The 15,308-nt window shown below is 56.7% G+C and carries 13 protein-coding genes; 4 read left to right on the top strand and 9 right to left on the bottom strand.

What is annotated here, in order from left to right; all coding sequences use genetic code 11:
• Nucleotides 1-128 precede the first annotated feature (128 nt).
• The gene (gene lplT, locus URZ40_RS22360) at nucleotides 129-1,322 is read right to left on the bottom strand and encodes a lysophospholipid transporter LplT (RefSeq protein WP_302221231.1); all 1,194 of its coding nucleotides are present in this window, start codon (nucleotides 1,320-1,322) and stop codon (nucleotides 129-131) included.
• Nucleotides 1,315-3,474 carry a bifunctional acyl-ACP--phospholipid O-acyltransferase/long-chain-fatty-acid--ACP ligase gene (gene aas, locus URZ40_RS22365; RefSeq protein WP_192982579.1) on the bottom strand — a complete coding sequence of 720 codons (2,160 nt, stop codon included), beginning with the start codon at nucleotides 3,472-3,474 and terminating at the stop codon, nucleotides 1,315-1,317. The genes lplT and aas overlap by 8 nt, the downstream gene beginning before the upstream one ends.
• 624 nt (nucleotides 3,475-4,098) lie before the next feature.
• On the opposite strand from aas, the gene galR reads away from it, so the two are divergent.
• Nucleotides 4,099-5,115 (top strand): HTH-type transcriptional regulator GalR, encoded by a 1,017-nt coding sequence (galR, locus tag URZ40_RS22370; RefSeq protein ID WP_116341842.1) that lies wholly within the window; start codon nucleotides 4,099-4,101, stop codon nucleotides 5,113-5,115.
• Here the strand turns inward: galR and URZ40_RS22375 are convergent.
• Nucleotides 5,076-5,561, bottom strand: a complete 486-nt coding sequence (locus URZ40_RS22375; protein WP_163329623.1) for a GNAT family N-acetyltransferase — start codon at nucleotides 5,559-5,561, stop codon at nucleotides 5,076-5,078. The two genes, galR and URZ40_RS22375, sit on opposite strands and share 40 nt — an antisense overlap.
• 220 nt (nucleotides 5,562-5,781) lie before the next feature.
• Here URZ40_RS22375 and URZ40_RS22380 point away from each other — a divergent pair, with 220 nt between their 5' ends.
• The gene (locus URZ40_RS22380) at nucleotides 5,782-6,819 is read left to right on the top strand and encodes a LacI family DNA-binding transcriptional regulator (protein ID WP_061097196.1); all 1,038 of its coding nucleotides are present in this window, start codon (nucleotides 5,782-5,784) and stop codon (nucleotides 6,817-6,819) included.
• Here the strand turns inward: URZ40_RS22380 and lysA are convergent.
• Nucleotides 6,789-8,051, bottom strand: a complete 1,263-nt coding sequence (lysA, locus tag URZ40_RS22385; RefSeq protein ID WP_116341846.1) for a diaminopimelate decarboxylase — start codon at nucleotides 8,049-8,051, stop codon at nucleotides 6,789-6,791. The two genes, URZ40_RS22380 and lysA, sit on opposite strands and share 31 nt — an antisense overlap.
• A gap of 122 nt (nucleotides 8,052-8,173) precedes the next feature.
• On the opposite strand from lysA, the gene URZ40_RS22390 reads away from it, so the two are divergent.
• Nucleotides 8,174-9,100 carry a LysR family transcriptional regulator gene (locus tag URZ40_RS22390; protein WP_116341848.1) on the top strand — a complete coding sequence of 309 codons (927 nt, stop codon included), beginning with the start codon at nucleotides 8,174-8,176 and terminating at the stop codon, nucleotides 9,098-9,100.
• On the opposite strand, the gene URZ40_RS22395 is transcribed toward URZ40_RS22390, so the two are convergent.
• Entirely contained in the window at nucleotides 9,095-9,787 is a 693-nt protein-coding gene (locus URZ40_RS22395; protein ID WP_116341851.1) for an aspartate/glutamate racemase, read from the bottom strand. The genes URZ40_RS22390 and URZ40_RS22395 overlap by 6 nt on opposite strands.
• Before the next feature lie 133 nt (nucleotides 9,788-9,920).
• Between URZ40_RS22395 and URZ40_RS22400 the strand changes: the two genes are divergently transcribed.
• Nucleotides 9,921-10,244, top strand: coding sequence for a cupin domain-containing protein (locus URZ40_RS22400; RefSeq protein ID WP_163329624.1), 324 nt, complete (start codon nucleotides 9,921-9,923; stop codon nucleotides 10,242-10,244).
• 38 nt (nucleotides 10,245-10,282) lie between these two features.
• Here the strand turns inward: URZ40_RS22400 and wzz(fepE) are convergent, their stop codons facing one another.
• The 4 genes from wzz(fepE) to kduI all read right to left on the bottom strand — a co-directional run bounded on the left by wzz(fepE) (nucleotide 10,283) and on the right by kduI (nucleotide 14,985).
• On the bottom strand, nucleotides 10,283-11,407 hold the full coding sequence (gene wzz(fepE) / locus URZ40_RS22405; RefSeq protein ID WP_166712270.1) for an LPS O-antigen length regulator Wzz(fepE): 1,125 nt from the start codon (nucleotides 11,405-11,407) through the stop codon (nucleotides 10,283-10,285).
• Between the two features lie 187 nt (nucleotides 11,408-11,594).
• Nucleotides 11,595-13,010, bottom strand: a complete 1,416-nt coding sequence (locus URZ40_RS22410) for a sugar porter family MFS transporter (protein WP_028014298.1) — start codon at nucleotides 13,008-13,010, stop codon at nucleotides 11,595-11,597.
• A 313-nt stretch (nucleotides 13,011-13,323) separates the two neighbouring features.
• Nucleotides 13,324-14,085, bottom strand: a complete 762-nt coding sequence (kduD, locus tag URZ40_RS22415; RefSeq protein WP_116341857.1) for a 2-dehydro-3-deoxy-D-gluconate 5-dehydrogenase KduD — start codon at nucleotides 14,083-14,085, stop codon at nucleotides 13,324-13,326.
• A gap of 63 nt (nucleotides 14,086-14,148) precedes the next feature.
• Complete coding sequence (gene kduI / locus URZ40_RS22420) at nucleotides 14,149-14,985, bottom strand: 5-dehydro-4-deoxy-D-glucuronate isomerase (RefSeq protein WP_316380101.1); 837 nt, start codon at nucleotides 14,983-14,985, stop codon at nucleotides 14,149-14,151.
• Between the last annotated feature and the right edge of the window lie 323 nt (nucleotides 14,986-15,308).

Genomic DNA, 15,308 nt, shown 5'->3' on the forward strand with positions numbered 1-15,308 from the left:
CCCCTCCCTCCCGCGCGCGCGCGCGGCCCCGGCGGGGCGGCCGGCCCCGGCGGCCCCCCCCCCCCCCCCCCCCCCCCCCCCCCCCCCCCCCCCCCCCCCCCCCCCCCCCCCCCCCCCCCGGCTACTTATCAGCGCCGACGCTGCCAGAGCCACAATCCCGCAATCGCCGCCGCGAAGAGTCCACCAAATCCGACGCCAATCGCCACCACCGGTACCCCCACTTTCACCGCCAGCGAATAGAGTCCCAGCATTAACAGCATTGCCAGGTTTTCACCGAGGTTTTGTACCGCAATGGCATTCCCCGCCCCGACGGTCTGCTTGCCGCGCTCCTGGAGTAACGCATTCAACGGCACCACGAAGAAACCGCCCAGAATGCCAATCAGGATCAGCAGGGCATAAGCGGGCAGCAACGCATGCTGAAGCGAGAAAATAAGCACCACGACGCCAATCAGGATCCCCGCCGGCATGCAGCGTGCTACCGTTTCGAGCGTTACCAGCTTCGCTGCAGCGCCTGCGCCAGCCACGATGCCGATCGCTACCATCGCATTAAGATAGGTCGGCGTCGCATTGTCAGTAATTCCCAGCGCCACCGGTACCCACAGGACCAGCAGGAAGCGTAGCGTGACGCCCGCCCCCCAGAACATACTGGTTCCCATCAGGGAGAAACGCGTTTCCCCGTTACGCCACAGCACGCGGCACGCGTTGAAGAAACTGCCAGTCATCGGTTTGAAGCGCCAGGATTGCCCCGGGCGAGCGACCGGCAGCTTCGGAATAAACAGGTTAGCCACGACCGCCCCGCCATACACCGCCGCGCATACGCCCAAAGCCGCCAGGACATGCCAGTCGGCCAGTACGCCTCCTGCGACGGAGCCGAGCAGGATAGCGGCAATGGTTGACGACTCCATCAGACCGTTGGCTTTGACCAGCTTATCGCCCGTGGTCAGCTCGCCAAGAATGCCATACTTCGCCGGAGAGTAGGCAGCAGCGCCGATGCCCACAAGCGTATAGCCAATAAACGGATTGAAGCCAAAGCAAATGCTGGCGGCACCCAGCAGCTTGAGACCGTTGGCAAACATCATCACCCGGCCCTTCGGGAAACTGTCCGCCACCTGCCCCACAAACGGGGCAAAGATAATGTAAGCGCCCACAAACACCATCTGCAGGATCGGCTGACTCCAGTCGGGGTAAAACTCGGCTTTCAGCAGGGCCAGCGTGGCGAACAACAGCGCGTTATCGCCGAACGCAGAGAGAAACTGCGCGGCAATGACCGCCATCATGCCTTTTGAACGCAGTGAGGTGTTAGTGTGTACTGACTCACGCATTTTGCTGTTCCGCCTCTTCAACCATGCCTTTCAGGGTCACGAAATCGGGTTTCCCACTACCCAGCACCGGAAGCTGCTTCAGGTAGCGAATATCGCGCGGCACCGCCAGCTCGGGAATGCCATGCTCACGCGCATAGCTCAGTAGCCTGTCGCGCTTAAGCTCGCCGTCGGTGGTAAACAGCACCAGCGCCTCGCCTTTGCTGGCATCACTCTTCACCACCGTCGCATGCATTTTATCGGCGGAGACAGCCGTCGCCAGTTGTTCGACCATTTCCAGAGAGACCATTTCACCGGCGATTTTGGCGAAGCGTTTTGCGCGTCCCTGAATCTGCACAAAGCCTTGCTCATCGAAACGCACGATATCACCGGTGTCATACCAGCCGGTTTCAACCTCGCCGTTGACGTTTTCCGCCGTCGGCGCTTCCAGCTGGCCTGGGTTTTCTACGCGCAGGTAACCGTTCATCACGTTTGGCCCTTTCAGCTGCAGGCGGCCACCCTCCTCAATGCCCGGCACGGCCAGCAGACGCGCATCCATCCCCGGCAGAATTCGGCCCACCGTACCCGGTTTCGCCGCCATGGGTACGTTGATGGAGACCACGGGCGCGCACTCGGTAACGCCATAGCCCTCAAGAATGCGCAGGCCAAACTTGTCCTGCCAGATCTGACGCGTGCTCTCCTGCAGCTTTTCCGCACCGGCCACCACATAGCGCACGCGGAAGAAATCATACGGATTGGCGAAACGGGCATAGTTACCCAGGAAGGTTGAGGTCCCGAACAGGACGGTGCAGTTACGGTCATACACCAGCTCCGGCACAATGCGGTAATGCAGCGGGCTGGGATAGAGGAACACTTCCGCACCGGTCAGCAGCGGCGTAAAAAGTCCCACCGTCAGGCCAAAGGAGTGGAACAGCGGCAGCGCCGACATAAAGCGGTCACTGGCAGTAAAGTCGGCAATGCTTTTGATCTGCTCAACGTTCGCCAGAATACTCTTGTGGCTGTGAACAACGCCTTTCGGGTTGCCCTCCGAACCCGACGTGAAGAGGATAATCGCATCATCTTCCGGCTGCTGTTTGACCTGCGCCAGACGCGGCATCAGCAGGTGTGCAAAAATCCACAGCTTGTCGCCTGTGGTCACGTCCGCTTTCAGATCTTCCAGAAAGACCCAGCGCACCTGGGTCAGCTGTTCTGGCAGATGCCAGAGCTTGCCTTTGTCCAGGAACTGTCGGGAGGTAAAGACGGTATTTATCTGAGCGGCGGTAATGGCGCTGGTCAGCCCTTTCACCCCCGCCGTGTAGTTCATCATCGCCGGTATACGTCCACGGGAAACCGCGCCAAAAATCACCGCCGCGCTGATGCCCGCGTTTGGCAGCATCAGGCCGATCTTTTCGCCCTTCTTGCTGTACTTCTCCAGAATGCGGCCCACAAACAGCGTTTTGGTCAGCAGCTTGCGATAGGTATCCGGGGTAAAGTTGATGTCTTCGATGCAGTTTTTCTTTGCGCCATAGCGGTACTGCGCGGAAAGCAGGGATTCGTACAGCGTTTCGCGCGGGCGCACGGCCATGCGCGCTTCCATCATAATCTGGTGCAGCATTTCCCCGGCGATTTTACGGCGATCGCGGGCACGCGGCGCGTCGGGCATCGGGAGCGACGTTGGCGGCAGAATATGCAGAGTGATTTTGGGGAACAGACGCTGCTTCACCAGCCCCTTCAGGCGGCTGAAGTGGGTCAACTCTGCACCTTCGATACGCAGCGGCACCACGGTCGCTTTTGACTTCGCCGCGACAAAACCCGCGCCGTCGTAGATTTTCATCAGCGAACCGGTCACTGAAATGCGCCCTTCCGGGAAAATAACCACCGGACGCCCCTGCTCTACCAGACGTACCAGATGTTTAATCATCATCGGCTTTGTCGGGTCGAGCGGCACAAAATCAATCAGCGGGGTGAGCCAGCGCATGTACCACTGTTGGCTGATGGAGGTGTACACCGCAAACACCGGCCGCACGGGCAGAAATAGCGCCAGCAGAATGCCGTCTATGAAGGAAACATGATTGGGTGTGATGAGAACGCGCTCGCCGCGAAGCGCCTGGGCGTCGCCAGTGACGCGGATGCGAAAAAGAATACGGAACAGTGTACGGAAAAACCCAAATAGCATCTCAACTCCCTTTGCCAGACAGTGTGGTGGGGTGACGGTAAATGGTGGCAGATTACACGAGAAGTGATACAGGAGCGACAGCAAAAGTGGGGGCGAAAAAAAACCTGCGCATCCGCGCAGGTTGGTGCAAGTGATGAGTACGAAACCGTACTAAGAATTCTCACCAATCAATACCTCTGGGATCTTGATTGTGGCTGTTGACCCTGCGCTTCGCCAGCAGGAAAACGCAAGGGAATGAGCCGAAATGCAACCAGGTGTGAATATTCTCTGTTGCTGTTACAGGTTGAACTGTCAGGCAAAAAAAAACCTGCGTAAGAACGCAGGCTGGTGTAAGTCGTGTTAATCAACCGGGGTTGATTCCACCTATCAATACCTCTGGGACCTCAACTCTACCAACCTCTTTTACGTCATCGCCACCGGCCAATCGCAACAGCCTGAGGCAAAGTGTAACTAAAGGTTCAGATTGACATTCTTCTGACATGACCAGGCGTGTAACGATTACACTATCAGGGTGGGTCTGCGTCACGTTTGTGGCGCGAGGGAACCGGCTTCCCTTGAATGCGCGTCACTTTTCCGCAACACTATTTAGTGTGTAAACGCTTACCCCAAATAAGAAGGTTATAAATGGCGACAATAAAGGATGTGGCTCGTCTGGCAGGTGTGTCGGTAGCCACCGTCTCCCGCGTGATTAATGATTCACCCAAAGCCAGTGACGCATCACGCCAGGCGGTACAAAGCGCCATGGAAACCCTGAATTACCATCCAAATGCCAACGCCCGCGCGCTCGCCCAGCAGTCAACGGATACCATTGGGCTGGTGGTGGGCGACGTTTCCGACCCCTTTTTCGGGGCCATGGTTAAAGCGGTTGAACAGGTCTCTTATCAGACGGGTAATTTTTTACTGATCGGCAATGGCTATCACAATGAACAAAAAGAACGCCAGGCTATTGAGCAGCTGATCCGGCACCGCTGCGCGGCGCTGGTTGTTCACGCCAAAATGCTCCCGGATGCCGAACTGATTCACCTGATGAAGCAGATGCCCGGAATGGTGATCATCAACCGTATTATCCCCGGCTTTGAAAAACGCTGTGTGGCCCTCGATGACCGCTACGGCGCCTGGCTTGCAACTCGTCATCTGATTCAACAGGGTCACACCCGGATTGGCTATCTCTGTTCCAATCACCCTATTTCTGATGCGGAAGACCGCCTGCAGGGCTACTACGACGCCCTGCGCGAAAACGGTCTGCCGTGTAATGACCGTCTGGTGGCCTACGGAGAGCCGGATGAGAGCGGCGGCGAACAGGCCATGACGGAGCTGCTGGGTCGTGGACGAAATTTCACCGCGGTTGCCAGCTATAACGATTCGATGGCCGCCGGGGCAATGGGTGTCATGAATGACAACGGGATTGAGGTGCCGACGGAAATCTCACTGATTGGCTTTGACGATGTCCTGGTCTCCCGGTACGTGCGCCCGCGCCTGACCACCGTCCGTTACCCAATCATCACGATGGCCACCCAGGCCGCAGAGCTGGCGCTGGCGCTGGCCGAGCAACGCCAGCCGCCGGAGATTACCCATCTCTTCAGCCCAACGTTAGTGCGCCGTCACTCCGTTGCAGCGCCTGCTGACGCGCAGAGCGAATAACGATACAGGTGTACCGTTTTATCCGGATACTCCAGCCCATCGCCAATATACTGCCAGCCGTAACGTTCATAGAAGTCGCGGCAGGCAGACCAGAGATGGAGTTCCTCGTACCCGGCCCGTGCGGCGAAGCGAATAACGTGCTGCTGTAACTTTCCTGCCAGCCCCTTGCCGCGCGCCGCGTCGTCAACGTAGAGCGCCGCCAGCCACGGAAAAAGATCCTGACGGGTAATCAAATCGCAGCGCCAGAGCCCCACCGTGCCGAGAAGCCGTTCATCTTCTACGGCGATAAAGGTCAGCGGCAGGGCATCCGGCGTCTGGCTGTGCGCAACGATGCTGTGGAAAAATTCCCGCGAAAGCCCCTCGCCAAAGGCCTGCCATAGCCAGTCGGTAACCTGCTCCGCATAGTGCGGTGCCTCGTAAAGCGGGAGGATGACGGTCTTTTTCACGTTTCACCTGCGTTTTTAATGAATATGCTGGCCTGACGCCTCCAGCCCGGCTTGGCGAGTATTTTACCAGAGTCAGACTATTTAGTTTTACTTCTGGCAGGCCAGGCGAATCGTGACCAAAAAGCGTGATCGTGGCAGAAGTTTTGCGCTTCCCGCATCGCTTATACGCTGTCAGGTCTGTGTTAAACTGCAGACCATTACGTGGAAGCAGGAATGTAGAATGGCAACAATGCTGGATGTCTCACTGCGCGCGGGCGTGTCGAAGGCTACCGTCTCGCGCGTGCTGAACGGCACAGGTCAGGTTAAAGAGAGTACGCGTCAGCAGGTCTTTGCTGCGATGGAAGAGCTGGGCTACCGCCCAAACTTTCTCGCGCGTTCGCTGGCTAACCAGACCAGCAACAGCATTGGTCTGGTCGTCTCTACCTTCGACGGCTTTTACTTTGGTCGTCTTTTGCAGCAGGCGTCGCGGCAGACCGAAACCCACGGGAAACAACTGATCGTCACCGACGGTCACGACGCGCCAGAGCAGGAAGAACAGGCGGTGCAGATGCTGGCCGACCGCCAGTGCGATGCCATCGTGCTTTACACGCGCTATATGAGCGAAAAGGCGATCATCAAGCTGATTAATACCGTACAAACGCCGCTGGTGGTCATCAACCGTGAAGTCAGCCAGGCACCGGAGCGCTGCGTGTTCTTCGAACAGCAGGATGCCGCGTTTAAGGCGGTGGATTACCTGATCAATCAGGGCCACCGGGAGATCGCCTGCATTACCGTCCCGATCCACACCCCCACGGGTAAAGCGCGGCTAATGGGCTACCGTAAGGCGCTGGAAAAGCACGGCATTCGTCTGGACGAGCGTCGGATAAAGTACGGTGATGCGGGAATGACGCGGGGCTATGAGCTGTGTAAGGAGCTGATTGCTGAAGGGGTATCGTTCAGCGCGCTGTTTGCCTGTAACGATGATATGGCGCTGGGCGCGTCCAAAGCGCTGCATCAGGCAGGGCTTAAGATCCCGCAGGATATCTCCCTGTTCGGCTTTGACGATGCCCCAAGCGCGAAGTGGCTGGAGCCTGCGCTCTCATCGGTTTATCTTCCGATAGATAACATGATCGTCACGGCTATCGATCAGGCGATCCGGCTGGCGAAGAACCAGCCGGTCGATGCGATCCCGCCGTTTACCGGCACGCTGGTATTACGCGATTCGGTCACAACGGGGCCGTACTTTCATCAAACGAGTTCCAGCGCCAGCAGTTCCTGAATGGTCTGACGACGACGGATCAGCCGCGCCTTGCCGTTATCAAACAGCACTTCCGGCAGCAGCGGACGGCTGTTGTAGTTCGAGGACATAGACGCCCCGTACGCGCCGGTATCGTGCAGCACCAGGTAATCGCCAGGCGCTACCTCCGGCAGCGCACGGGTTTCCACTTTGCCGCCTTCCTGCTGGGTAAATACGTCACCGGATTCACACAGCGGGCCTGCGACCACCGTCTCGCGGCGCGGCGCGTGCGTTAAATCGCGGCCATCGGCGGCAAGGGCGGTAATGTGATGGTAGCTGCCGTACATGGACGGACGCATCAGGTCGTTAAAGCCCGCGTCAATCAGCACGAAGTGGCGGGAGCCCATCTCTTTGACGCTGCGCACCTGCGCCACCAGCACGCCGGCTTCGGCCACCAGGAAACGACCCGGTTCAATTTCCAGCTTCACGGCATGACCAAGATGCGCGGCGATTTGATCGCGCGCGGCGCTCCACAGGCCGTAATAGTGATCGGTATCGATCGCCTCTTCCCCTTCGCGATAAGGAATGGAAAGACCGCCACCGGCAGAGATCGCCTCCAGATCCTGGCCGAAGTCGACAACCTGGCGCACCATTGCCCCGCACACCTGCTCCAGGTGCCCGTAATCGACGCCAGAGCCAATATGCATATGAATGCCAACCAGCTTCATGTTGTAGCGCTGCAGCACCTCAAGGGCGGCAGGCATATCGGCGTACCAGATCCCGTGCTTGCTGTTTTCGCCCCCGGTGTTGGTTTTTTGGCTGTGCCCATGACCGAAGCCCGGGTTCACCCGCAGCCAGACGCGATGACCAGGCGAAACCTGCCCAAGCTGCTCCAGCATATCCACAGAACCGGCATTCACCGGCACCTGCAGTTCATGCACGCGCGCAAGCGTGGCGTCGTCGATCACATCCGCGGTAAAGACGATAGCATCAGGATCGGTTTTCGGATCGAACCCGGCCGCCAGCGCACGCTCGATTTCACCCAGCGACACGGAGTCAACCTTCACGCCCTGCTCGCGCATCAGGCGCAGAATGTGAATATTGGAGCAGGCCTTCTGGGCAAAACGCACCACGTCAAACTGATGCAGGGCGGCGATCTTCTCGCGAACGATCTGCGCGTCATAGACCCATACCGGGCAGCCAAACTCGGCGGGCAGGCGCAGCAGGTTTTCAGCGTTCAAATCGGTATCCGTCTGGTTGAGCGGGCGTGGCATGGTCTTCTCCGGGTCAATTCATTTTTTATGATTACGCCACAGCGGAAGCCGAATAAAAAATATCGTTTTATCGCGAGTCTATGCAAAAATGATATGGACAGTTCTTTGCTTTCAGGTGCCCTATGCCCGCCGTCAATTTACGCCACATCGAGATTTTTCACGCCGTGATGACCGCCGGCAATCTCACCGAAGCCGCACAGATGCTGCATACCTCCCAGCCGACGGTCAGCCGCGAGCTGGCGCGCTTCGAGAAAGTGCTGGGGCTGAAGCTGTTCGAACGCGCCCGGGGAAGGCTTCACCCGACGGTGCAGGGGTTGCGCCTGTTTGAGGAAGTGCAGCGCTCATGGTACGGGCTGGACAGAATCGTCAGCGCGGCGGAAAGCCTGCGCGAGTTTCGTCAGGGCGAGCTGTCGATTGTCTGCCTGCCTGTCTTCTCTCAGTCCTTCTTACCGACGCTGCTCCAGCCTTTTCTGGCCCGCTATCCCGAGGTCAATCTCACCATCGTGCCGCAGGAGTCGCCTCTGCTTGAAGAGTGGCTGTCGGCACAGCGGCACGATCTCGGGTTAACAGAGACCTTCTCGACACCCGCAGGCACGGCGCGCACGGAACTGCTCGCGCTGGATGAAGTGTGCGTTCTGCCCGCCGGGCATCGGCTTGCTCACAAAGCGGTGCTGACGCCTGCGGATTTTCACGGTGAGAACTACATTAGCCTGTCGCAAACCGACAGCTACCGGCAGCTGCTGGATACGCTTTTTGCTGAGCATCAGGTGAAGCGGCGGATGGTGGTAGAAACGCACAGCGCGGCCTCAATATGCGCGATGGTTCGTGCGGGCGTCGGCGTCGCGGTCGTCAATCCGCTTACGGCGCTGGACTATGCCGGGAGCGGGATCGTCATCCGCCGTTTTAGCGTTTCCGTCCCGTTCACCGTAAGCCTTATCCGCCCGCTGCACCGTCCGGCTTCCGCGCTGGTGGACGCATTCACCGAACACTTAGTTGAGCATGCGCGTCAGGCGGCGCTTCGCTTGCCTGACCTGCAAAACCCGTTATGACAGCATAAATTCCACGGCATCTGCCGCGTGAATAGCCGCGGTATCAAACACCGGGATGGGGCTCCGTTCGGCAGGCACCAGTAAACCGATCTCCGTGCAGCCGAAAATCACCCCTTCAGCCCCCTGTTGCGCCAGTTTCTCTATTACGCTCACGTAATACGCACGGGAGGTTTCGCTGAAGGTTCCAAGGCAGAGCTCGTCGAAGATAATCTGATTGATGCGCGCCCGGTCCTCCTCATCCGGGATCAGGCTTTCTATCCCAAACTCGCTGTGCAAGCGCCCGCGATAGAAATCCTGCTCCATGGTGTAACGTGTGCCCAGCAAGGCCACGCGCGACATTCCCGAGGCGCGAATTGCGCGTCCGGTGGCATCCGCGATGTGCAGGAACGGCAGCGAACAGCGCGCTTCAATGTGCGAGGCCACTTTGTGCATCGTGTTGGTACACAGCAGAATGCCCTGCGCCCCCGCACGCTCCAGCCCCAGCGCGGCATCGGCCAGGATCTCCCCCGCTTTATCCCATTCACCGCTCGACTGACAGGCTTCGATTTCATGAAAATCAACGCTGTGCAGCAGCAGGCTCGCGGAGTGCAGGCCGCCCAGACGCTGCTTTACGCCTTCGTTAATCAGGCGGTAATAAGGGATAGTCGATTCCCAGCTCATCCCACCTAACAGGCCAATCGTTTTCATCATCCCTCCTTCTCTGTTTAAGCCAGTGAAGCAAACTTGTGATCCTGTTTCCAGATCTTTGTTGCGTCGTTTTCTTTTTAAGCTGGCCCATATAAATTAAATAAAACACCGTTTTATTATAAAGGGCAAGACCATGTTTATGTTCCACAAAGAGACCGCGTCTGAAGATCTGGGGAACGGCGTTACGCGCCGCGTACTGGCCCACGGCGGCAGGATGATGGCGGTTGAAGTGCATTTTGAGCAGGGTGCAATTGGCCCACTGCATAACCACCCGCACGAACAGTTAACCTATGTTCTCTCCGGCGAGTTTGAATTTACGATTGGTGAAGAGAAGCATGTCGTGACGGCGGGAGATACGCTCTACAAAAAACCACATGTTATGCACGGCTGCCTCTGCCTCAGGGCCGGCACGCTGCTGGACACCTTTACGCCTGTCCGCGAGGATTTCCTGAAATAAAAAAGGCGCTGTTTCAGCGCCTTTCCTGTATGCAGAATTTATTCCGTTACCGGCTCTGGCAATGGGTTTCGGCTGAGCATGGCCTCACGCAGTAACACGCTGCCGCAGGCAAACAGAGCGCCAAGGATCGCTGCCAGAATGACAATCATCCCTTTGCCCGGGCCGTCTTTTTTCACCGGCATCGATGGCGAAAGCTGATACCTGAATGGCTCAAGCTTAACGTCTGCAAAGGAGAGTTTTTTCAGCTGCGCCAGGTAATATTCCCGGTTCTGGAAATCCGCGTTCAGCTCCGTCACGTCCTTGAGATTTTTTTCAATCTTTAGCTTTTGCGCGATACCGTCAGCCCCGAGCGCAACGGAGTAATCCGGATCGTCTTTTACCGCCTGTCCGTTGCTGTACACGGGCTTCTTAATGCCCGCGGCATTCGCCACTTCCAGCGAATAATTCAGCCGCTGCAGGTTGGTGTTGTGCACATTGGTCAGACGAACGCGGTCGAGCGCCAGCTGCTGTTCTACCTCGTTCGTTTTGAGGGCGATCTGATTGCGGATATTTTGCACCGTCTCTTTCTCAACAATTGCCGAGATATAGTCGATATACCCCTCCAGGACGGATTGGGCATCGGCTGCGGTCGGCGCGGTGAAGCTCAATGTCCAGGAGACGAAAGGCGATTTATCCGCGTCTTTTCCCTGAACATCATTCACCGCTTTCATTCTGTCTGCGATATTAACAACCGCACGGTGCAGTTCAAGCGGGTCCACTTCCGTATTCTTAAGCTGCGCCATCACGTAAGGGGAAGAGGTCATATACTCTTCGAGCAATGACTGTGACTGGAATTTTTTAATAAACAGGTCAAAGACTTCCTGACGGGTGACCGGCACCTTCACGTCAAGAACCTGCAGCGCAACCATCATCTGGCGCAGCGGGTTCCACTGTGTCTGTTCCGCCGGAGTGATCACCGCTTTACTGGTCCATTTTTGCGGCAGTAGAAGCGCAATTGCCAGACCTGCCAGCGCGAAAACAAAGATAATGGTGGCAATACGTTTTTTCGCGGTAATCAGAACATCTAACAGACCCAGAAGATCGATCTCTTTTGAACTGACTGCTGGGGGGGCATATGAGGGAAAATCGAGGTCCGTTTTTTTCTTGATATCCATTGCTGACATAACCGTTCTTCTGTTTCGGGTGCAGTAAATTCCTGCCGGATGAGTTCAGTTGCCCGATAATACAAGAAACTAAGAATAATCTGAATGCGAGAATGGACTATCTGAGAGATTGCTATCAAAGTTGGTAGTTATTAAGCATCACGCTAACAAAACGCCGGGTGGCGCTGCGCTTACCCGGCATTACCCCTTACACGCCGATATTTCGCAGTTTCTCCCCGCTCATCAGCTTGCGTTCAATATGCTCCAGCGTCACGCCTTTGGTTTCTGGAATTAGCCAGAATGTGACGCCAATAAATGCCACGTTCAGCACCGTGTAGAGCCAGAAGGTTCCCGCCGCGCCAATCGCATCCAGCAGCGTCAGGAAGGTCGCGCCGATGATCATGTTCGATACCCAGTTGGTGGTGGTGGAACAGGTGATACCAAAATCGCGACATTTCAGCGGCTGAATTTCAGAGCACAGGATCCACACCACCGGCGCGGCGCTCATCGCGTAGCCAGCGATGCACATCATGGTCATGCCCACGGAGAGCCATGAGAGGCCACTGGACGCCGTGCCGTTATCAAACTGCATCAGGCAGTAGCCGAGGATCAGCGTACCGAGCGCCATCACGCTGAAGCCAATTTTCAGCGCTGGCTTACGTCCGGCTTTATCGACGGTGAACACCGCAATAAAGGTGGCGAACATAAAGGTGAGCCCCACCACCAGCGTGGCGATCATCTGCTGTTCGGTGGTGGTAAAACCGGCCATTTTGAAGATGCGCGGCGCGTAGTACATGATGATGTTCATCCCGGTGAACTGCTGCATCGCCTGGAGCAACATGCCAAGAAATACCGCGCGGCGCACGTTGCGGTTAGCCTTGAACAATGACCAGCCGCCCTGCTTCAGCTTCAGGCTTTCGCGGATCTCGTTCAGCTCTTCACGCGCTTTCTCAGACGTGTCGCGCAGCATACGCAGCACCTCTTCCGCCTCCACGTGACGCCCTTTTTGCGCCAGCCAGCGCGGGCTGTTCGGCAGGAAAATCACTAATACAATCAACACAACCGCAGGCAGCGCCAGCACACCGAGCATCGCCCGCCAGTTACCGCTGTAGCTGAAGTACGTATCGGACAGGAACGCCAGCACGATGCCCAGCGTCACCATCAGCTGGTACATGCTGATCATCTTGCCGCGCACGTTCTCGCTCGCCATTTCGGAGAGATACAGCGGTGCGGTGTAGGAGGCGATCCCCACCGCCACGCCCAGCAGCACGCGGGAGAGCAGCAGCACTTCAACGTTGGTGGCAAACGCCGAACCAATGGACCCGGCAACAAACAGGACCGCCCCGACCATCAGGCTGTATTTGCGCCCGAGGCGGAACGAAAGCCAGCCGTTAAACAGCGCGCCGATGGCCGCGCCGAGCATCATGCTGCTCACCACCCACTCCTGCAGGCGGTTACTCAGCGTAAAGTGATCGGTAATAAACGGCAGCGCACCGGCGATAACGCCGATATCCAGGCCAAACAGTAAACCGGCCACGGCTGCCGCAATGGAGACAAACTGGTTCATGCGGCGGGTATCGCGCAGCGCAGCGGGCATCAGGGTAGAGTCATTTATAGATGTCATATTTTTCCTGCCTCAACAGCAAAATTCGTTAAGTGAAATTACGAGATAGCGGGGAAAAGTGTCAGGCCGGAATTCGTGAAGATATGGATTATTTCGCTATGGCATAGCGATCTGTGATGGACATTACAATTTCAACTAATGCTGGATAATCACCTTATTTTACTAATACCTTAATTTTTCAGTAATAAAAGTGTGATAGCGGTCATCTATGATTTTTCAGTATGGATTTTTCGTGTTTATCAATATGGACTTTGGAAAATTTTAAGCAAAAAAAACCTCCGCCGAAGAGCAGAGGTATTTGTCATTAGTGGGTCTATCGCGCCAGCCAGCCGCCATCAACCGCGACGGTATAACCATTGATATAGTCCGATGCAGGGGAAGCCAGGAACACAACCGGCCCCATCAGATCGCTCGGAAGCCCCCAGCGGCCAGCCGGAATACGCTCAAGGATGGCCGCACTGCGCTCTTCGTCCGCCCGCAGCTGCTGGGTATTGTTAGTGGCCATATAGCCCGGCGCAATCGCGTTGACGTTGATGTTGTGCTGCGCCCATTCGTTCGCCAGCAGGCGGGTCACGCCCATCACCGCGCTTTTTGACGCGGTGTAAGACGGCACGCGGATGCCGCCCTGGAAGGAGAGCATCGAGGCGATATTAATGATTTTGCCGCCTTTCCCCTGGGCGATGAAGTGCTTCGCCGCCGCCTGAGACATAAAGAACACGCTCTTGATGTTCAGGTTCATGACGTCGTCCCAGTCGGTCTCGCTGAAGTTAATCGCGTCTTCACGGCGGATCAGCCCCGCGTTGTTGACCAGAATGTCGATATGGCCAAACTCCGCCACGGCGCGATCCAGCAGGTCCGGAATGGCGTCGATTTTACGCAGGTCGGCGGTCAGGCTGAGAAAACGACGGCCCAGCGCGGTCACGCGTTCAATCGTTTCCGTGGGCTCAACAATGTTAATCCCGACGATGTCGCAGCCCGCTTCCGCCAGGCCTAACGCCATCCCCTGGCCCAGCCCGGTGTCACAACCGGAAACCACAGCCACTTTACCCTGCAGAGAGAATGCATCCAGAATCATGTTTGTTCCTTACTCTTTCAGCGCCTGTCACCAACAGGCAGATTGATACTTAGCTGCCCGCGACTAGCGCAGATCCTTAACAGCGACGTGGTCCATGTCATCGAAGACCTGGTTTTCTCCAACCATACCCCAGATGAAGGTATAGGCTTTTGTCCCCACGCCGGAGTGAATAGACCAGCTGGGTGAAATGACCGCCTGCTCGTTATGCATGACGATATGGCGCGTCTCCTGCGGCTGTCCCATCATGTGGAACACGCAGGCATCGTCGTCCATGTTGAAGTAGAAGTAGACTTCCATGCGGCGCTCATGGGTATGGCACGGCATGGTGTTCCACAGGTTGCCCGGAGCCAGTTCGGTCAGCCCCATGCTGAGCTGGCAGGTTTCCAGCACATCCGGAACGAAGTATTTATTGATGGTACGGCGGTTGCTGGTGAGGTTATCGCCCAGCGTCACGGGCGCAACGTCCGCTGGCGTCACTTTTTTGGTTGGATAAGCGGTGTGCGCGGGGGCGCAGTTGTAGTAAAACTTTGCGGGCTTAGCGCCGTCGATGCTGGCAAAGACCACCTCTTTCGCCCCTTTGCCGACGTACAGCCCGTCTCGGTGGCCAATCTCGTAGCACTGGCCGTCCACGGTAATCGTGCCCGGCCCGCCGATATTAATCACGCCCAGTTCACGACGCTCCAGGAAGTAGCTGACGCCCAGCTGCTTGCCCACTTCGCCGCCCACGGAGACGGTTTTCGCCACCGGCATAATGCCGCCCACAATAATGCGGTCGATGTGGCTATAGACCATGGTGTACGTGTCGGCTCCGAACACCTGCTCAATTAAAAACTCGCTGCGCAGCCCCTGAGTATCCAGCGTTTTGGCGTGCGCGCTGTGAATGCTTTGTCTGACGTCCACGGTAACCTCCAGATGTGGTCATTCCCGAAAGAAGAAAATAAACGAAACAGCGTTCCGTTTTACATTATGAGCACATACTAGCGGCAGAAAATAGGCTTTTCAACCCAACTTAAAACAACGTTTCATTTTTTATTTTATTTATAGCGGAAATGACGTTCGGATCACGATAAATACGCCAGGCAAAAACAGCGCGATAAAAAAAACCTCCCGAAGGAGTAATGCCGATCAGTTAAGGATCGGTTGACCGATCCAGTGGCTGTGTAAGAATCCGGAAATGCTCACCCGTTTCCGGATTTTTTTATGCACATTGGACAGGCTCTTGA

The sequence above is a fragment of the Enterobacter sp. 296B2 genome (assembly GCF_034106185.1).
Classification (GTDB): domain Bacteria; phylum Pseudomonadota; class Gammaproteobacteria; order Enterobacterales; family Enterobacteriaceae; genus Enterobacter; species Enterobacter cloacae_N.